This window comes from Geosporobacter subterraneus DSM 17957 (genome assembly GCF_900142145.1).
Lineage (GTDB): Bacteria > Bacillota > Clostridia > Peptostreptococcales > Thermotaleaceae > Geosporobacter > Geosporobacter subterraneus.
Window position 1 is genome coordinate 24,307 of sequence record NZ_FQZV01000015.1, and the last position, 19,973, is coordinate 44,279.

Genomic DNA, 19,973 nt, shown 5'->3' on the forward strand with positions numbered 1-19,973 from the left:
CATCTATCTTGTTCTTGATTTTTGCCCTATTTTCGATTCTGTACCCTTCAGAAGCCTCTGTATGTTCTGTCTATGCTGAAATATGGCCATCAATGCCAATACCAATCCAAATAAAAAGTACTTAAAGCCAGAGAATATAAATAGTATAGGAAGCAAACTAATAGCTGTAATTGAACCAAGAGATACATATTTTGTTTTTACAACAATCATGATTCCTAAAGCAATACATATAAAAGCGACGATTTGATTTACTGCAAGGCCTACTCCGATGCTGGTTGCAATCCCCTTTCCGCCTTTGAAACCAAACAGCACTGGCCAGTTATGACCTATAATAGCAGCAATTCCGCATAAGAGAGCCGTATCTGTCCCTCCAAGCTTTCCTCCAATCCATACTGCAAGAATTCCCTTTAATGCATCTCCGATAAAGGTAACCAGAGCTGGTTTAAACCCTAGGGTTCTTAATACATTGGTAGAACCGGCATTACCGCTGCCATATTTTCGAATGTCAATATTTGCCCACAGCTTTGACACAATCATGGAGGTAGAAAAATTTCCAATAAAATAGCTCAGTAAAACAGCAATACTCTTCATAAACATCATTCATCCCCACCCTTTTCTCTATATTCAATAAAAATAGGTGTTCCTTCAAAACCAAAGGCATCTCGGATTTTGTTTTCCAGGTATCTGGTATATGAAAAGTGCGTTAACTCCCTGTCATTAATGAAAAACACAAACTTAGGCGGCTTAACAGCAACCTGAGTTCCGTAGAATATTTTCAATCGTTTTCCTTTATCAGATGGCGGCTGATTCAATAGAATAGCCTCACCAATGATATCGTTCAGTACTCCAGTCTGAACCCGTAATGCATGCTGATTCGATACGAATTTGATCATCTCTAGGATTTGTGGAATTCTTTGCTTTGTTTTTGCAGATACAAAGAGAATAGGCGCATAGGGCATGAAAGATAATTGATTTCGTATTCCTTTTGTATATGCATTCATTGTATTGGTTTCTTTTTCTATAGCATCCCATTTGTTTACAACGATAATACTGGCCTTACCTTGTTCATGGGCATAACCGGCTACCTTTGTATCCTGTTCTGTGACGCCTTCAGCCGCATCAATAACGATTAAACAAACATCAGCCCGTTCAATGGCTGTTAGTGATCTTATAACACTATATTTTTCGATATTTTCATTTATTCTACTTTTTCGTCTTATTCCAGCCGTATCGATGAAAACGTATTTATCATCACCCTGGGTGAAAGGTGTATCAATAGCATCCCGGGTTGTACCGGCAATATTACTGACAATCACCCGTTCCTCTCCCAGAATCGTATTGATAATGGAAGACTTACCTACATTGGGTTTACCAATCACTGCAACCTTTATCCTATCCTCTTCGTAGTCTGCATCATCATCATCTGGAAACCGCTCTACGATTTCATCCAACAGATCTCCCAAACCTAGTCCATTTACAGATGAGATCGCCATAGGATCCCCCAAACCTAACTGGTAAAAATCATAAATGTTTCCGATAAAATGATGAGCATCTATTTTATTGACTACAAGAAGCACAGGTTTATTCGTCTTCCGAAGCATATTGGCCACGTCTTGATCGGAGGCCGTTAGCCCCTCTTTTCCGTCCACCATAAAAACAATTACATCTGCAGTTTCAATTGCGATTTGAGCCTGCCTCTTCATTTGAGACAAAATAACATCATCGGATTTCGGCTCAATTCCGCCTGTATCGATCAATGTAAATTGGGTATTTAGCCACTCTACCTCTGTATAAATTCTATCTCTTGTTACTCCAGGCTGATCCTCTACAATGGATATCCTTTTTCCTGCTATTTTATTAAAAAAAGTTGATTTGCCTACATTTGGTCTGCCTACTACTGCTACTACTGGTTTAGGCATATCTACACCTCCATATTTCTTTCATCTATAATTTTTCTTAGAAAGTCCCGGCCATTGACTGCTGAAACAATTACAGGCACCTGCAACATCTGTTCTAAATCATCGGTGCTTTTATCATCCAAAAAAATATTTTCACCTGATTTGAGCATGCTTTCCGGGAGGATCAGCTTTTCTCCTAATGACATATACTGCAGGGCTTCTATGATATCACTTCCTGTGATTAAACCAGATACCGTTATGGTTTCCCCAAAAAAGCGGTTTGGTACGACACAGACCTGAATATGAATAAGCTTAAGATGCGCTTCTATTTCTTGACAAAGCTTTTTCATAAAGTCTCCTGCTGAACTACCAGTTACAACACTTAAGTTTTGTTCTTTCACGTTCTGTTTTTTCACGAAAGGCAAATAATCCTGTACCTCACGGTAAAATTTGGCCATAAGTCCTACGCCGTTTTCCAGCTGTGGAAAGCCCTCATATTCCTCAAAGGCTGGAATCTCTAATTTTGCCATAACATAAAACTCATCGGAAAGAAATACAAATCGAGACCCCTTATCTGATAATAACTTTTTTTGCCATTTCCCCACCTGGTCAATCACATTTCTGGCTTCTTCTGTATCAAAGCATCTTAGCGGATACAGATTTTCCCTAAAACCAGTAATTCCTACCGGTACTATGGCAATGCTCTCCATTTGCGGATATAAAAGAGAGAGATCCTCAATTGTTTTGTCCAAATTTCTCCCGTCATTAATCTCCGGGCATAGAACAACTTGTCCATTCATTCTTATCCCTGCATCTGCCAATCTTTCCAAGCGGTCCAGAATATTACCGGCTGTTTTATTGTTTAACATCCTCTTTCTCAAGTCCGGATCGGTTGTATGTATAGAAATATTGATAGGACTAATGCGATAGCGAATAATTTTTTCTATATCTTCATCAGACATGTTCGTCAATGTAATAAAATTCCCTTGCAAAAAGGACAACCGAGAATCATCATCTTTAAAATACAGCGTCTTTCTCATATTTTTTGGCAGTTGATCAATAAAACAGAAAATACATTTGTTTTGACAGCTTTTTGCCTCATCAATAATAGGATTTTCAAAAACAATTCCCAGATCTTCATCATATTCCTTCTTTATGCGGTAAACCTTCAAACTTCCATCTTCTTTTTCAATTTGAATTTCCAATTCTTCCTCAGCCAAAAGATACATATATTCAATAATATCTTCTATCGATTGATTATTGATTTTTAATAGCTTGTCACCTTCTTTAATGCCTAGTTTTGCTGCAATGCTGTGTTCCATTACTTCACAAATAAAATTTCCCCGTCCAGCCTCCTGCATTCATCCACCTACTTAATATCTAGTTTTAGTACCTGGTACTATATATTATATCATAAAATAAGATTTTTTTCACTGCTTCGTAATATTATCATCTCATACCTGCCTTTGTAAAGTCAATGTTTATCCGTCAATGTTTTACGACTACATAGCATCCATTTCCTAAATCATGAACCATGCCTGTAGTAACCTTTGATAAATAAAAAGCAATTGCTTCTTGCTGCTGTTCCGTTTTTGCATAAAATGTAGGAACCGTAGCTACTGATACTGCTTTTTCGTCTCTTGTTATAACTGCGATCACATTATCTTTAATTCCAAAGTCCATCAGGTTACTCCTCTCTTTTTACTGTCTTCGATCCTACTTTTGATTGCAGCGGCTTTCTCTTTGTGGTTTCTAAAACCGGTGTTCGTTTTACTGCTTCTATCAATAGGCCCATGTCTCTTTCCATGGGTACAATGCTCATAACAATATTTCCATTATCAAGATTTCTTCTAGCCATAGGTGTAAAATCCGGTTCTCCTATATCAAGCCTTATTCCTAGTTGAGCGGATACATTATGGATAATTGCCTGTCTCTGACCAATAGTAGCTAAAGTAGCAGAAGCATTGGGATCCTTAGGAATGATCTCTACCCCCATTCCCTTATCTAAGTAAAGCTGCCTTGACTGTTTAAGCCCTACGTTCATCAGCACAGTACCGTTTGCCTTAAGGAGGGGTCCGTCAAAATCAATCTCTGCAGGTATAACATCTGCGATTTCCGCAATATTTTGCCTTCCTAGCAGACCTTTTAATAGAAATAAACAAATAAATCCTACCAAAATACTGCCCCCATATACAACAAGCTTTGGAATATTCATTGAACCTAGGCTATGGATGGTAATGCTGCTGAACAAGGCCGTGATAATGACCATATAGTTTCTTGCCTCAAAGGCCTTCGCAATGTCTTCGATATATGCAGTTCCCCTCGGCACCAGCTCAGTGGGCTCAATATTATCCAGACTCTGTCTTTCCATATTTCTTACATCCCTAAACTGTTGTGCTGCCAGAGCTAAGAAAGTAACTGCAGCATATTCCTTTTTAATCAAGGCTGGTATAGCAACAGATCCTAATGCCGCTGCTATGACACCTAAGGTTAAATGGGAAACCAGACCTTGAGGATAACTGGGATACTGTCTAAAATCAATCCGCATCATATAAAGACGGGCAATAATTCCCATCATTAAAGGTATCAATATTGTCAATGTATATTCCTTCATAAATTTCCTCCTAAATCTTTTTTTGCCCTTTTTAATATTATTTACTTTCCAAAGTCTTTTATAAACATTTGAAAAATAAAAGACAGCCTTATCTTATAAAGCTGTCTGTCAACAGAATTATGCTGTTAATCCTACTTCATCCAATAGTCTCCTGTTTGAATATAAACTACTTTTTCACAAACATTTTTTGCATAATCGGCAATTCTTTCAATATGGGCACAGATAAACAAAAAGCTGGTAGATTGGGTTATTTTTCTTGGGTCCTCAATCATATAAGTTAGCAGCTCCCTATATACCTGGCTATAGATTTGATCAATTGTTATATCTAATGACCAGGTTTCCTTAGCCAGCTCAATATCCTTTTTAACAAAGGCGTCTAAAGATTTTTTCACCATATCTGCGGCCAGATCAGCCATTCTTGGTATATCAATCAATGCCTTCATATATTTCTCGTTAGCCAGTTCAATTGTAATTTTCGCAATATCAACAGAATGGTCTGCCATTCTTTCCAGGTCTACGATTAATCGTAGAATAGAGCAAATCTCCCTTAAATCAATAGCCATTGGCTGCTGTGTAGCAATCAGTTTTATACACTTATCTTCTATGTCTTCTTCGATTTGATTAATATACTTGTCGTATTCAATCACTTTATTGGCTAGTTTAACATCCTGATCCTTCAAGGATTTAATTGAATCTAAAATAGCTTCTTCTACCATACTTCCCATTTTCAATAAATCATTGTGCAATTTTTCCAGTTCATTGGTTAATTGTGATCTAGGCACTATCAACGACCTCCACTTATATTTTAGCCAAATCTTCCAGTGATATAGTCCTCTGTTCTCTTATCTCTTGGCTTAGAAAAAATGTTATCTGTCAAATCCGTTTCAACAACCTCTCCATTTAGAAAGAAGGATGTATAATCAGATACCCGTCCTGCCTGCTGCATGTTATGGGTTACGATTACGATAGTATATTCCTTTTTCAGATCTTCCAGCAAGTCTTCAATTTTCAATGTTGAAATAGGATCTAATGCAGAAGTGGGTTCATCCATCAACAGAACATCCGGTTCAACGGCCAGACATCTGGCTATACATAAACGCTGCTGCTGACCGCCGGAAAGACCTAGGGCAGGTTTATCTAAGCGGTTTTTTACTTCCTCCCACAATGCTGCTCCCCGTAAACTCTTTTCCACAATTTCATCTAGTTTATGCTTATCCTTGATGCCATGAATCTTAGGGCCATAAGCAATATTTTCGTAGACAGTTTTAGGAAAAGGATTCGGCTTTTGGAATACCATTCCTACATTCTTGCGAAGTTGAATCAAATCGCTTTTCTCACTATAGATGTTTATACCATCTAACAATATTTCTCCCTCAATACGTACGTTGTCAATTAAATCATTCATACGGTTTAATGTACGCAGAAAGGTTGACTTTCCACATCCAGAGGGTCCAATTAAAGCTGTAACCTTATTTTTACGAATAGGGATGTTTATATCTATTAAGGCTTGAAAATCCCCGTAATATAGATTTAAATGATTTACCTCAATTTTAGTCATACGAAAAAGCTCCTTTCCCATCTTCCGGGCAATGATTTATCCGATCTGTTGCAAACCTATGCTTTGGTTTAACTCTACTCAATAATTTTATTTTGATTTTTTTATATCCTGATTAAAAACGTGTTAAATCCATGTTAATTTTTTTAGTTATACATTTTGTCAGTTATAATCCAGCTCGTAAGAATGATAACAAGAGGATCAGATGAGATGCTTGCCTAATAACTTGAATTTTCTCGTCAAAAAAGACGGTGTATCCCCGTCTTTCAAAGCATTTGGTTACTTACTATAAAGGAATCCTGATGATAAACTCAGAGCCTTTGCCCAGTTCACTGTTGACTTTTATTTCTCCATCAAAGGACAGTACAATATGCTTTACAATCGCTAAACCTAAGCCGGTTCCGCCTGCTTTCTTTGAACGGGCCTTATCTACCCTATAAAAGCGTTCAAATAATCTGGGTATATCCTCTTTCGGTATACCAATTCCTGTATCTTTTACAACAATAAAAATATTTTCATATCGTTTGTAGGCCAAAACCTTAACAGAACCCCCATGCAGGGTATACTTGATGGCATTATCCACTAGGTTAATCATCATCTGCTTAAACCAATCAGGATTACCATAGATTTCAGGCAGCGATCCATCCAGCTCAAAGACAAGCTTAATTTCCTTTTGCGCCGCCAGCCCTTCTACTATATCCCCAATTTCTCTAATGGCCTCATTTACTTTAATCTTTTTTTTCGTAAAATGAAGACGGTCATGTTCTATAGCAGACAAACTTAATAAATCATCGATGAGCCGTGAAAGCCTCTCGGTTTCGATTTCTATAATATCTAAAAAGCGATTACGAACCTTTTCATTCTCAATAGCCCCATTCTTTAAGGTTTCAATGAACCCTGTAATAGAGGTAAGGGGTGTTTTCAATTCATGAGATACATTGGCAACAAAGTCCGAACGCATTTTTTCAAGCTTTCTCATTTCTGTTACATCCTGTATCAGCGCCATAACTCCAATAATTCGATTAGGATCCATATCCAACCGGATAAAATTGGTGTAAATCTTTAAAATTTTTTGTTCGGGATAATCAATGGTAATTTCCGTCTGTCCCACATTATTGCTGTTCAATATGTCTTTTAGCACATCATGAAGTCTATTGTTTCGTATGACTTCAAGAATGTGTCTACCCATTACCTGCTCGTCTTCGATCTTGAACAACGTTTTTGCTACAGGGTTCATCAGCATGATTTTATAAGATTTATCCACTGCAAACAGCGCTTCATTCATACTTGTAAGTGTTGACTGCAGCTTAGTATTTTTATCCCATAGTTCTGATATGGTAGCATTTAATTTTTCTGTCATAATGTTAAAGGTATCTGCCAGTATCTTTATTTCATCACTGGTATTTACATATACCCGGTTATTTAGTGAACCATTGGCAATGCTCTGGGCAGTCTTTGTAATTTCTTTAATCGGTTTGGTAACACTGTTTACATACCGATATCCTAAGATAGTAGCTACAATCATTCCACACAATGCAGCAATCATGACATTTTGCATAAGCATAAAATTGATACGATTGATTTCAGTAAGGGGAAACGCCAGCCTTGTAATTAAGTCTATCCTCTCGCCCATGATCAATGGAACAGCTACATAGATATAATTTACATCCGTTGTACTGCTCACCCGCTTACTTTTCCCTATTCTTCCACTTAGGGCCTCTTGAATTTCAGGCCGATGTAAATGGTTCTCCATTTTATAGAGATTTTCAGCGTTGACTTCCGAGTCGCCAATTACTTGACCACCGGGATTAATAAAGGTTACCCTAGCGCTGATTTTTTCACTGTATTCATGGGCTAATTTAGTAAAATCAATGGATTGGAGATCATCCTTCTTTATTCTCTCTTGCAAAAATAAATTAACGAGATTTCCATTTGCTATTAATTTCTCTTCTGTGTTTTCCATATAACTCTTTTGCATAAAGCCCAACGAAAGCAATCCCGTAATAATAATACCCACTAAAAACAAAAGGGTATAAGTTAAAAAAATTCTCCTTTGCATTGATTTCACCTATTTCATTTTATATCCGATTCCCCGAATTGTTTCAATATATACCGGATGCCGGTCATTATCCTCAATTTTCTTTCGTAAATGGCGGATATGCACATCAACTGTTCTAGTTTCTCCAAAATAGTCATAGCCCCAGACTTCATCCAGTAAAAAATTTCTTGAAAGAACTTTCCCTTTATTTTCAGCCAAAATCTTTAATAATTCAAACTCTTTTAAGGTTAACTCAAAAACCTTACCGTTTTTTGTAACTTCATGTTTCTCCGTATCTATGACGATATCATGGCAGCGAATGATTTTTCCTGTTTCCTTAGGTATTTCCTCAAATCGTCTCAATACAGCCTTAATTCTAGCAGTTAGTTCCCTAACACTGAAGGGCTTTGTGAGATAATCATCGGCACCCAGTTCTAAACCCAGCACCTTATCTGTTTCCTCCCCTTTGGCAGTGAGCATGATAATGGGAATTTTGCTGGTTTTACTATTTAGTCTTATCTTCTTGCAGGCTTCAAAACCATCTATTCCCGGCAGCATTAAATCTAATAATATCACGTCTGGAATCTCTTCATCTGCAATCCGAATGGCTTCCTCTCCATTATCGCTGGTTAATACGTCAAATCCACTACTTTCCAGATTGAACTGGATCAGTTCTATAATGTGCTGTTCATCATCTACGACCAATACTTTTTTCCTAGCCATAAAACCTCTCCCTCCGGTGTTATACTACCTCATTTTAACTGTAAGATTGCAGCCATTCTTCCAGTTAACCCTTTTTCAAAGCGATAGGAATAAAATAGATGATTGTTGCATTGAGTACATAAATTGCTCGTTGTAATACTTCTTTGTAAAACCCCCATTTCCTCCAATTGGTTTTTGTTTGCTTCCCATAAATCCAAATAATACTTGTTCTTTTCCTTGAAAAATACAAATCTATCGAGGTTTGTAAAATTTTGATTAAATTTATCAATTATTGTCTCATCTACTTCATAACAACAATTCCCGATGGATGGTCCAATAGCAGCCAGACAGTCCTTTGGTTTTGTACCAAAAAAATGTTCCATTTGGATGAGTGCTTTTTGTGCGATCCGAAGTACGGTTCCTTTCCAGCCTGCATGGACTAAGCCTATGGCTTGGCGGACCGGATCTAAAATATAGATTGGAACACAGTCTGCATGAAGAGTAACCAGTGCTATACCTCTCTCGTTAGTGATCATCCCATCTACTTCAAAAATATCACTGTCACTTATAATGCCCTTTCCTCTGTCTGCTATTGTGATTCGTTTTATTGTATCCTTATGTACTTGATCTGAAAGAACACCGTTTTCTATAGGGATATTGATAGCGCTAAAAAGCAAATCGTAATTTTTCTCAATATTCTCTTTGCCATCAGCTGTTTTGGTTCCCAGGTTTAAAGACTCATAGGGATTTTCACTGATCCCGCCAATTCGGCTTGTAAAACAGCTGTCTACAAGTCCGGTTTCTTCAAAAGCCTGTATGGTAAAGTAAGTTATACCGCTCACAACTTTTTGCTTAAATCCGCTCATTTCTCTCTCCTTATCACTAACAAAAAATTTTCAGCTTATAAATAATAGCAAGCGGCTTCCCGACTTGCTATTATTCTACCCTTGATTGGTAAGATCTATTTCTTTTATAAAAGTCCCATGGCAAGAGTTATTTTTCATTTAATAATTTTTTTAATTCTTCCATGAATGTATTAATATCCTTAAACTGTCTATATACTGATGCAAATCTTACATAGGCCACCTCGTCCAAATCCTTTAGATGATTCATCACCAATTCGCCAATGAGAATACTTGTAATTTCTTTGTCCATGGTATTATGGAGACTTCTCTCAACTTCATCTATTGTATGCTCAATATCCTTCATTGAAACAGGACGCTTCTCACAGGCACGAATCATTCCATTCAGTACTTTGTTTCTATTATAGGCCTCTCTTGTACCGTCTTTTTTAATCACGATCAACGGAATCTCTTCCACTTTTTCATAGGTTGTAAATCTCTTTCTACACTTGCTGCATTCTCTTCTTCTGCGGATAGCTTGTCCTTCTTCTGTAGGTCTGGAATCTACTACCTTCGTTTCAAAATACTCGCAGTATGGACAGTTCATCGCTTCTCCCCCTAAATGTGACCATGCCCTCACCTATACATATTGTTACTCAAATTATAATATTTCATATAGGGAATGTCTACAATGAATTTTTCTGCTCATAATAGTAAAAACCATAACCGTTTTCATCACTTCCTTCTCTGAAAGGGGTTTCTTATTCCTTTTCTTCTAATTCTTCGGGCAAAATGACATCTTTCAGTTCTACTAAAATCACATCCATACCTATTTTTCTGATTTCATGCCATGTGATAATAAAATCATTTTCTTTTCCGAAGAAGCTTAGAAATTTCCCTGGCCCAGGGACAATCAAAGCATCAATTCGCCCTTTCTCTAAATTGACTTCAATATCAGACACAAAGCCTAATCTCCTGCCATCTACAATGTTAATAATTTCTTTTTGTCTCAAATCCGATGTGCTTATCATATCATCACCTTCTCATCTCTTAATAATAATGTGTAAATAGCCTTTCTATATCTATGTATATAAAGCTTTAGAGCAATATATGATCATAAAAAAAAACAAAAGCTGAGTATTTTGCTTTTGTTTAAATATGTTTTCTCATATGTTTTAGTGCCGTTTTCTCTAATCTTGAAACCTGCGCCTGGGAAATGCCTATTTCTTCTGCCACCTCCATTTGAGTTCTTCCTTCAAAAAACCGTAAGGTAAGTATTAATTTTTCGCGGTCACTCAATTTTCTTAGTGCTTCTCTGAGAGCAATACCTTCTAACCAGGTTTCGTCTTCACTTTTTTCATCACTGACCTGATCCATTACAAATATTGCGTCACCACTATCATGATAGATGGGCTCGAACAATGAAATCGGATCTTGAATAGCATCTAAGGCAAAAACAACCTCTTCTCGAGGTATATTCAACTCTTTTGCTATTTCTGATATGGTAGGTTCCTTTGAATTCTTATTGATCAGCTGATCTCGGATCTGGAGTGCCTTATAGGCTGTATCTCGCAGGGACCTGCTCACCCTAATCGAATTATTGTCCCTTAAATATCTTCGAATCTCACCGATGATCATAGGTACTGCATAGGTTGAAAATTTCACATTTTGCGACAGATCAAAGTTATCAATTGCCTTGATTAAACCAATACAGCCAACCTGAAATAAATCATCCACATGCTCTCCTCTATTATTAAACCGTTGTATTACACTTAATACTAATCTTAAATTTCCTTGAATGAATTCCTCTCTTGCAGAAAGATCACCTTGGTGAATCAAAGTAAATAACTGTCTCATTTTCTCGTTGGTCAGTACGGGAAGTTTTGATGTATTAACGCCACAAATTTCTACTTTGTTGATATGCATGACAATTCCTCCATTCGATGGATTATTGCCCCCTTACATCAAAATTATTGCCCTTTTAAAAATCCTTTATACCATAAAGAGCGAAAACTAAAAAGCAGCTTAACAGCTGCTTAGATCATTCGATTGATCTCTTTTCGCAATCTGGTTATAATTCTTTTTTCCAATCTAGAAATATAGGATTGAGAAATACCTAACATATCCGCAACTTCTTTCTGTGTTTTTTCTTCCCCGTTATTCAGACCAAATCTTAACTCCATGATTCTTTTTTCCCGCTTCGTAAGCTTTTTTAAAGCGATTTCCAACAATTCTTTATCAATTTCTTCCTCTAAAAATTTATATATTAGATCATTGTCGGTACCTAAGATATCTGACAGCAGCAATTCATTGCCATCCCAATCAATATTTAATGGTTCATCAAAGGAAATCTCGGCTTTTGCTTTGCTATTTCTCCTTAAATACATTAATATTTCATTTTCTATGCATCGAGAAGCATATGTAGCTAATTTTATCTTTTTTTCCGGATCAAATGTATTTACAGCTTTAATCAGTCCAATGGTGCCGATGGAAATTAAATCCTCTACTCCAACACCAGTATTTTCAAACTTTCTTGCAATATAAACGACTAATCTTAGATTTCTCTCAATCAAAACGGTTTTCACTGCTCCATCGTCTTCCCTAAGCTGATCAATTAAAAACAGCTCTTCATCGCTGCTCAATGGTGGCGGCAAAGCTTCGCTGCCACCGATATAAAATATGCTGTCTTCCTCTACTATCCCTATTTTTCTTAAAATCCTAATTAGAATTATTCTATAGTTAAGTCTTAGCCTGGTAAAAAAGCTTAGCACTCTAACGACCCCCATTTGATGATAGATTTTAAGTCAGAACATCTGGATGCAACAATGCACGATAGTCCCCATTCGATGAAAGCTCTTTAGTATAGATACCTATAATAATATTTGTTATACTTCTTACTTCATTATTTTCTTCCAACATTACGCTATCAGGCTTAAATCCTATAAGCATCCCATTTTCTTTTCCTAAAGATTTAAAAGGAATGACCCGAAACCGATTCATCCAATCAGAGGTTTGCAAGATCTTGGACAATAAATCTAGATTTACTTCCTGAGACTGGTTAAAAAAGTTCTGAATATTCTCCGGCAACAGTTCTTTAATTGCTTCATATTCAACGATAATAACTGGATACTTTGAGAGCGGCTCCTGCAGCGAGTTGCCCGTATCTATCAATGCGCATATTTTACTTTTCTGGTCCCCAACAGTGATCCAAATAGAGATATATACTTTATTTCGTGATATTTTAACCTGGATATATTCCCAACAAAACTTAAGAAGAATATAGGATACAATGCCAGAGTATAGCAGCAACCGAATTGGAAAATTCGCAATGTAAAATACCCCATTGCTTACAAGCCCGTTGAAATCTGTAAAATAAAATAAGGCAAAAGCCGCGCCGCCAAACATAAAGGATATAAGGTAAAAAATAGCCAGCAGCTTTAGAAAGTCTTTAAAATGATAAGGTATAAAAGTAATAATAATTATCAGCATAGAGGCTATAATTTTCATAATTGTTGAATATAGAAAACTAAGGGAGGGAAAAAAGACAACAAAAGCATATAAAGCGCCCACTGCTGCACCAGTCACAAGCCTAGCTTTCGAAACCTTGAATTTGCTAAAGGTCGCGGTAAGGTAAAGAATAAGCCAATTCATCAGTAGATTCTCTAGAAACAAATATTCTCCATATACCTCAAACATAAGCATTCCTCCATTATGGAGATAATTCTACTTGATACACATTATTCAATTGTCCTATGATTTATGTCTATTATATTAGAATTCCCATTCATTTTTTGTCATTGTGTGAAGTCGAATCTCTCCTATCGGGAAAAAAAACTTCCCATAATACGACAAAAGACCGTATCCTGAATTGGATACGGTCTTAAATTATCTCTTTTTTCTTAAGAAAGTAGGAATATCTAAATCATCTTGAATCGGTTGGTGATCCTCATCCTTATGCTTGTTCAATCCGGTATCCTTATCTAACAAAGGTACCTTCATGCCACCGGGTTTTTGATTCTCGAAGCCTGTAGCAATAACGGTGATCCGGATTTCATCCTTTAGATCCTCATCAATTACAGCACCAAAAATAATATTGGCATCAGGGTCTGCAGCCTGAGCTACCAGTTCGGCCGCTTCATTCACTTCAAAGAGTCCTAAATTGGAACCTCCTGTAATATTCAGCAACACACCCTTTGCTCCCTGAATAGAAGTTTCTAGCAGTGGGCTATGTATGGCCTGCTTCGCTGCTTCAGTAGCTCTGTTCTCACCGCTTGCTCTTCCTATTCCCATGTGAGCCAAACCCTGCTCAAACATAATGGTTTTTACATCGGCAAAGTCAAGATTTACAAGACCTGGCACGGCAATCAAATCAGAAATACCCTGAACACCTTGGCGTAATACATCATCGGCCATTTTAAATGCATCCATGATAGATGTCTTTTTCTCGACCACTTGAAGCAGTCTGTCATTTGGGATCGTAACCAGGGTATCTACCTTTCCTTTTAGTTCCTCGATTCCTTGTTCAGCATGCTGCATTCTTCTCTTTCCTTCAAAGGTAAAAGGCTTTGTAACAACCCCTACGGTTAGTATGCCCATCTCCTTTGCAATCTGTGCAACAATCGGTGCAGCACCGGTTCCTGTTCCACCACCCATACCAGAGGTAACAAACACCATATCTGCCCCCTGTAATGCTTGATGTATATCTTCTCTGCTTTCCTCAGCTGCTTTTCTACCGATTTCTGGATTTGCTCCCGCACCTAAACCCTTTGTTAACTTCTCTCCTATTTGGATTCTATATTCGGCCTTAGATGTAAATAGGGCCTGTTTATCCGTATTAACAGCTATAAACTGGACTCCTTTTAGTTGGGATTCTATCATTCTATTGACAGCGTTGTTACCTCCACCACCAACACCGATTACTTTTATCTGAGCAAATTGCTCCATATCAACATCAAATTCTAACACAAAATTACCCCCTTCATACGGCTACGAAAATATTATGAGATCGTTAGTTCAAATCAATTCATTGAGTTTTAAGTGTTTTTATCTATATTTTGGTTCTCAATTCAGATCATTAATGTATCGGCATGTTCTAAAAAAACCTAAAATGAGAATAAATTCAAATAATCCTATAACATATTTCAACGTGCTATTAAAATATCCTTTTTTTTGTAACAAAAACTTTATTTTTTCGTGATTCTCTCAATGAGGTAACGCCTAATAATTGCAAAGTTTTGGAATAATCTTCCTCCAAATGCAAATATTGCTGCATAGTAGAGGGGGACACCTAAACGATCGCCGATATAGGCTAGAAAGCCCGCAAGAATGGCATTTCCGAAGAATCCTGACACAAAAATTGTTGAATGAAATTTTTCCTCCATATGAGACCGAATTGCACCAAAAACAGAATCCAGTGCCGCTAAAATGGCTACTGACATATAAAGCGAGTATGAGGATGGGTAAGTAATAGGTAAGTAGACACCCAGCAGTACCCCGATCATTAAACCTAAAATTGCAATAATCACATTATTCACCCTCTTCTGCTACTTTCAAGTAACGATAATTAATATCCTCTTGATACCTTGGAATCTTTACATTTACCACAGGTTTTACATCTATTAATAATCCTATAATTTCTTTAAGATAATGGCCTGACTGACCGGGTGCGTAAATAGAAGCTTCCAGTGTCTTTGGATCACCAATTGCCTTTATAATAAAGGGTTGCGCAAAAACCTGGTTGTTAATACGAATTGTATGGCCTGCACAATTGATCTCCGAGATTGAAATAATCCTCTGCCCATTAATAGATAGGGCTTCAGCTCCAGCAGCCTTTAAATCATTGATTAAATTTAACACATCAATATCATGGACGAGAACATTATTAGGGTTTTCATCTCCAATCAATTCCCTCGTTCCGTCATTTACCGTCAGTACAATCCCTGGCCCCTCTACACTCTTGAATCCACTGACTAGTTTTTGATTCTCTAACTCCTGTATTAGGGCATCTTTGAAGAGTCCTCCATCGCTTTTTAGCTTCTCGTAGTTCTCAATAAAGCTGCGCCGCTCTTCAATGACACTTTGGAGATTTTCCATCTCTTTTTTTTCACTCTCTATGGATAGTTTATAGTCATAGATCACCTTTAATGGTACATAAAGGTAATCACCGGTTACACTCTTTATCTGAAGTGCAATAAGGAAACCCAACAGAATGCAAAGGATTAAAATATTAAATTTCCAAACATTCATTTTCATTGCATCCACCTCAATGACTATTCCTTTTCTTCTACGGGTTTAGCATATCTAAATTTAATTATCTCATTATATCTAGGTATGGTTACTTCTTCTTGTTTCTTAATGGACACTTGTAATCCATGGCGCTCTCTCATTTCCCATACAATACCAAAACGAATGTTTAAGGTTGCCTCAAGGGTATCAGGATTCCCTATTGCTTTGATAATAAAAGGGGGTGCTGTTGGAACAGAATTAATATTCACATTATTTCCTGCAAGGCTGATTTCAGTTCGAGACACGATTCTTTGATCATTTACAGAGATTGCCTCTGCTCCTGCATCATTTAATTTATTCAGCAGACTCAACAATAAATCATAATTCAGCATAATCGTGCTATAATCCACTGGAAAGTCAGGGTCTACCGGCGGATCATCAACGGCTACTATAATGCCGGGGCCTTTTACACTTCTAAGGCCGGAAATAATTTTATATTTTTCTAAATCGGCACTTAAGCTCTTTATGAGAGCATCCTCTTTTGATTCAGCCTCCTGAATCTCTTTAATCCTAGCCTCTAAAGTATTTACTTCATTTAACAACTGCTGTTTTTCCTGCCTGATTTTTTTAAGTTCAGCAGCTAGCTCTTGGGCTTTCTGTGCCGGTGCAATCCCTTCCAAGTAATTGGTTTGTACACTCTTGAACTGGAGTGCCAAAACCAATCCTAAGACAATACACACAATACCTACAGCCAGCTGTCCTTTAATGCTTTTCATCCCCACATCCTCCTTAATCTACAGGTCTATAGGTCGGATTACCATCATAGCTGATATCAATAACCCCTCTAGTTATATCTTTACTCTCTAAGTCTTGTAAAATTTTCACTAAAAGGCTTAGCCTATAATCAATATTACTACCCTCTCCAATTCTACACAATAATGTATCTGTTAGTTTTATCGTATAGTTTTTAGGATCATTGACATCAAGATTTTTTATAGGCATCCCTAGTTGATTGATGCTTTTAATAATCTCCAAAGCTTTTTCCAGCTTCTGCGGATCCTTTACTTCTAAAGGCTCTCCCTCCATAAAATGGTCAAACTCCAAACCGTAAATGATCTTTAAGTTTTCAGGATGGGTTTCAGATTTTAGAATCATACCATTCTCGTCTATAAATACATAGGCTCCCATAAATGGAATTGCAGCAATTTCTTCCCGTTCTACGATATTTATTGAAATCCTGTTGGGAAGCTTTCTTTTTACTTCTACAGATTTAATATATGGATGTTGCGATAATCCAATTTTCACATCTTTTATTTTCTCCTTATAGATTTGATTCCCCAAGGTTATGCCTGAGGCTTGTACAATGTCTTCCTGAGACAGTAATACATTACCCTTTATCTCAATAACTTTTATACAAAAAAAGTCAGTTTTAAAAATAATGATGAAAGAAATAATACAGCATAAAAGCATAACAAATAATATCAATTTTTTTCTTTTTCTTTTTTTGTCAATAAGAGATTGATTTATGTACATGTTCTCCCACCTTACAGGTTGTCAGCTTCTCTTATTAAATTAAAGAGCAGCTGAAGCTGACTCTTAATTTATCCTATATATTTGCGCACCTAACTGTTCTAACATTTTGTCAAAACGATCATAGCCTCGCTCTATATGAATAATCTGATCTACAACAGTTGTTCCCTCTGCCGCTAAGCCAGCTAAAACTAAAGCAGCCCCTCCTCTTAGATCCTTGGCGCTCAGCTTAGCCCCTGTCAATCTTTTTACACCTTTAACTACAGCTACTCGGCCATCCACCTTAATATTGGCACCCATACGCGTTAATTCGCTCACGTGCTTATATCGGTTTTCAAAAATAGTTTCCGTAAATATACTTGTGCCCTTTGCTACTGTCATCAAAGCCATAAATTGTGCTTGCATATCTGTAGGAAATCCAGGATAGGGCAGGGTTTTAATCATATCGACAGCCCGGATCTGATTGGGTGTTTTTAACTTGATTTGTCTTTCCTTTTCTAAGATAAGGCATCCCGACTCTTTCAATTTTGAAAGGATTGGCTGTATATGCTCTGGCACAACATTGTCCAGCGTCACTTCTCCGCCGGTAATAGCTACAGCAGCCAGGAATGTACCCGCTACAATTCTATCAGGCATAATATGATGTTCGGCCTTCTGCAAGCGTTCAACCCCTTCTATAACAATCTCACTGGTACCTGCTCCAGAAACCTTTGCCCCAGTGACATTCAAATAGGTCTGTAGGTCCACAATTTCCGGTTCTTTTGCAGCATTTCTAATTTTTGTCGCACCCTTTGCCATGACAGCAGCCAGCATTGCGTTCTCTGTGGCACCTACACTAGGGTAATCCAACTGTATTTCGCATCCTCTCAAATCAGAAACTTCGCATTCTAAAAAGCCGTGGGCCTCATTGATGGTAACCCCAAGTTCCCGCAATGCTTTTAGGTGAAGGTCGATAGGCCTTGGCCCAATTTCGCAACCACCAGGGTAACTTATCTTAATTTTACCACATCTGGCCAACATTGGCCCCATTAAAAAAATGGAAGATCGCATTTCTCGTACCAAATGCTCCGGGATTTCATGACTGGAGAGGGTGCTAGAATCAACACTCAAAACGTTGTCCTCAAAAGAAACCTTACACCCTATAGATTTGAGAATCTCGATCATGGTATCTACATCCTTAAGGGCAGGGCAATCATATAAAATGCTTTCCTTTCCATTTAACACTGTAGCCGCTAAAATAGGTAATACCGCATTTTTGGCACCGCCTATACGCAACTGGCCTATGAGCTTATTTCCACCATTTATGACAAATTTACACACATATTCCACCTCCGAGATGTCTGCTGTTTATATATTAATTAAGCAATAATTAAATGTAATATATAACCATCATATGCAGTAAATCCCAAGGTGTTCCTTAAAGCAATCCGAGATTTAAGTATAGGGTATAATATTGTTATCTTTTTTGTAAAAGTTCAATAATATTAGAATATATCATATCTGTAGCATCAGTTTTCGCAAGCAGTCTGCTTTTCTCACCCATTTCTTCCAGCCGATACTTCTCCTTCATAAAACGATTGAGTAGTTCCACAATATTTTTATCATTTAATTCTCTTTCAAGCAATAATACGGCAGCACCCTTTTTTTCTAAAACCCTTCCATTATGTTCTTGGTGATTATTGGTTACATATGGAGAAGGAATCAATATAGAAGGCAGTCCCATAGCGGTGATTTCGGCCAATGTGATGGCGCCAGATCTGCAAATGATTAGATCACAAGCTCCCATCAAAGCAGGCATGTCATGGGCATAAGGTTTGATGATAATATTTTTTCCTATTAGAATATTCTCTTTCTCCAAATCCTTCATAAAGGATTCATAATGACTGCTTCCCGTGATATGGATCAACTGAAGTTCATCCTTATTATTTAACCTTTTTACAACAGACTTCATCACTTGGTTAATTTTTTCTGCCCCTCGGCTTCCACCAAAAGACATAACAAGCATACGATCATCCTGTATATTAAGATTGCTTCTACATTTTTTTCGATCAAAATGAATGAACTCTTTTCGAATGGGATTGCCTGTTACGACAATCTTGCTGCTATTATGAAAATGCTTTCTCGAATCCTCAAAGCTTACCATAATTCGATCTACAAATTTTCCTAGTATCTTATTGGTAACACCGGGTATCACATTTTGTTCATGGATAATGGTTTTAATCTGCATCATTGCAGCTATCCACAGGATCGGTCCACAAACATATCCTCCGGTTCCGATTACGATGTCGGGCTTAAAGCTCTTAATCACCCTGCGCGCATCCCTCAAACCGGCAAATAAATCCTTAACAGATTTTAGGGTGTCCAGACCCAGTTGCCGTTTAAAACCGCTAACTCGTACAATCTCGATTTTATATCCCGCTTCCGGAACCAGTTTATACTCCAATCCTCTTTTTGTACCGACAAATAATATTTCCCAATCTTGATGTTCTTCTTTAATTCTGTTTGCTATGGCAATGGCCGGATAAATATGTCCTCCTGTTCCACCACCAGCAATGAGGATTCTCATTTT

22 protein-coding genes are annotated in these 19,973 nt (G+C 37.3%); all 22 read right to left on the reverse strand.

Annotated features, from left to right (window positions below):
- Window positions 1-3 precede the first annotated feature (3 nt).
- The 22 genes from plsY to murG all read right to left on the reverse strand — a co-directional run bounded on the left by plsY (window position 4) and on the right by murG (window position 19,970).
- The gene (gene plsY / locus BUB56_RS06605; protein WP_110940585.1) at window positions 4-600 is read right to left on the reverse strand and encodes a glycerol-3-phosphate 1-O-acyltransferase PlsY; all 597 of its coding nucleotides are present in this window, start codon (window positions 598-600) and stop codon (window positions 4-6) included.
- Window positions 597-1,919 carry a ribosome biogenesis GTPase Der gene (der, locus tag BUB56_RS06610; RefSeq protein WP_110940586.1) on the reverse strand — a complete coding sequence of 441 codons (1,323 nt, stop codon included), beginning with the start codon at window positions 1,917-1,919 and terminating at the stop codon, window positions 597-599. Before der ends, plsY begins: the two co-directional genes overlap by 4 nt.
- Before the next feature lie 2 nt (window positions 1,920-1,921).
- On the reverse strand, window positions 1,922-3,259 hold the full coding sequence (locus tag BUB56_RS06615) for a DUF512 domain-containing protein (RefSeq protein ID WP_110940587.1): 1,338 nt from the start codon (window positions 3,257-3,259) through the stop codon (window positions 1,922-1,924).
- Window positions 3,260-3,386: 127 nt separating this feature from the next.
- A complete protein-coding gene (locus BUB56_RS06620; RefSeq protein ID WP_110940588.1) occupies window positions 3,387-3,581 on the reverse strand; it encodes a capping complex subunit for YIEGIA in 195 nt (64 codons plus the stop codon).
- 4 nt (window positions 3,582-3,585) lie between these two features.
- Window positions 3,586-4,512, reverse strand: coding sequence for a YIEGIA family protein (locus tag BUB56_RS06625; protein ID WP_110940589.1), 927 nt, complete (start codon window positions 4,510-4,512; stop codon window positions 3,586-3,588).
- A 131-nt stretch (window positions 4,513-4,643) separates the two neighbouring features.
- Complete coding sequence (gene phoU, locus BUB56_RS06630; RefSeq protein ID WP_110940590.1) at window positions 4,644-5,294, reverse strand: phosphate signaling complex protein PhoU; 651 nt, start codon at window positions 5,292-5,294, stop codon at window positions 4,644-4,646.
- 23 nt (window positions 5,295-5,317) lie between these two features.
- Entirely contained in the window at window positions 5,318-6,070 is a 753-nt protein-coding gene (gene pstB, locus BUB56_RS06635; protein ID WP_207650407.1) for a phosphate ABC transporter ATP-binding protein PstB, read from the reverse strand.
- 283 nt (window positions 6,071-6,353) lie between these two features.
- Window positions 6,354-8,126 (reverse strand): two-component system histidine kinase PnpS, encoded by a 1,773-nt coding sequence (gene pnpS, locus BUB56_RS06640; protein WP_110940592.1) that lies wholly within the window; start codon window positions 8,124-8,126, stop codon window positions 6,354-6,356.
- Window positions 8,127-8,135: 9 nt separating this feature from the next.
- Window positions 8,136-8,828, reverse strand: coding sequence for a response regulator transcription factor (locus BUB56_RS06645; RefSeq protein WP_110940593.1), 693 nt, complete (start codon window positions 8,826-8,828; stop codon window positions 8,136-8,138).
- 29 nt (window positions 8,829-8,857) lie between these two features.
- A complete protein-coding gene (gene pgeF / locus BUB56_RS06650; protein ID WP_110940594.1) occupies window positions 8,858-9,673 on the reverse strand; it encodes a peptidoglycan editing factor PgeF in 816 nt (271 codons plus the stop codon).
- A gap of 127 nt (window positions 9,674-9,800) precedes the next feature.
- On the reverse strand, window positions 9,801-10,256 hold the full coding sequence (gene nrdR, locus BUB56_RS06655) for a transcriptional regulator NrdR (protein ID WP_110940595.1): 456 nt from the start codon (window positions 10,254-10,256) through the stop codon (window positions 9,801-9,803).
- Between the two features lie 154 nt (window positions 10,257-10,410).
- Entirely contained in the window at window positions 10,411-10,680 is a 270-nt protein-coding gene (locus BUB56_RS06660; RefSeq protein WP_110940596.1) for a YlmC/YmxH family sporulation protein, read from the reverse strand.
- A gap of 121 nt (window positions 10,681-10,801) precedes the next feature.
- Window positions 10,802-11,575 (reverse strand): RNA polymerase sporulation sigma factor SigG, encoded by a 774-nt coding sequence (sigG, locus tag BUB56_RS06665; RefSeq protein ID WP_110940597.1) that lies wholly within the window; start codon window positions 11,573-11,575, stop codon window positions 10,802-10,804.
- Window positions 11,576-11,685: 110 nt separating this feature from the next.
- Complete coding sequence (gene sigE / locus BUB56_RS06670; protein WP_330392577.1) at window positions 11,686-12,420, reverse strand: RNA polymerase sporulation sigma factor SigE; 735 nt, start codon at window positions 12,418-12,420, stop codon at window positions 11,686-11,688.
- A 28-nt stretch (window positions 12,421-12,448) separates the two neighbouring features.
- Entirely contained in the window at window positions 12,449-13,345 is an 897-nt protein-coding gene (spoIIGA, locus tag BUB56_RS06675; protein ID WP_110940599.1) for a sigma-E processing peptidase SpoIIGA, read from the reverse strand.
- Window positions 13,346-13,534: 189 nt separating this feature from the next.
- Window positions 13,535-14,614: a cell division protein FtsZ gene (gene ftsZ / locus BUB56_RS06680; RefSeq protein ID WP_110940600.1), complete on the reverse strand. Its 1,080-nt coding sequence runs from the start codon at window positions 14,612-14,614 to the stop codon at window positions 13,535-13,537.
- Between the two features lie 218 nt (window positions 14,615-14,832).
- Entirely contained in the window at window positions 14,833-15,174 is a 342-nt protein-coding gene (locus BUB56_RS06685; protein WP_330392578.1) for a small basic family protein, read from the reverse strand.
- Window position 15,175: 1 nt separating this feature from the next.
- On the reverse strand, window positions 15,176-15,901 hold the full coding sequence (locus BUB56_RS06690) for a DUF881 domain-containing protein (protein WP_110940601.1): 726 nt from the start codon (window positions 15,899-15,901) through the stop codon (window positions 15,176-15,178).
- A 17-nt stretch (window positions 15,902-15,918) separates the two neighbouring features.
- A complete protein-coding gene (locus tag BUB56_RS06695; protein ID WP_110940602.1) occupies window positions 15,919-16,650 on the reverse strand; it encodes a DUF881 domain-containing protein in 732 nt (243 codons plus the stop codon).
- Window positions 16,651-16,663: 13 nt separating this feature from the next.
- The gene (locus BUB56_RS06700; RefSeq protein WP_110940603.1) at window positions 16,664-17,407 is read right to left on the reverse strand and encodes a cell division protein FtsQ/DivIB; all 744 of its coding nucleotides are present in this window, start codon (window positions 17,405-17,407) and stop codon (window positions 16,664-16,666) included.
- A 63-nt stretch (window positions 17,408-17,470) separates the two neighbouring features.
- Window positions 17,471-18,724 carry a UDP-N-acetylglucosamine 1-carboxyvinyltransferase gene (gene murA / locus BUB56_RS06705; protein ID WP_110940604.1) on the reverse strand — a complete coding sequence of 418 codons (1,254 nt, stop codon included), beginning with the start codon at window positions 18,722-18,724 and terminating at the stop codon, window positions 17,471-17,473.
- 136 nt (window positions 18,725-18,860) lie between these two features.
- Window positions 18,861-19,970 (reverse strand): undecaprenyldiphospho-muramoylpentapeptide beta-N-acetylglucosaminyltransferase, encoded by a 1,110-nt coding sequence (gene murG, locus BUB56_RS06710; RefSeq protein WP_110940605.1) that lies wholly within the window; start codon window positions 19,968-19,970, stop codon window positions 18,861-18,863.
- Window positions 19,971-19,973 lie beyond the last annotated feature (3 nt).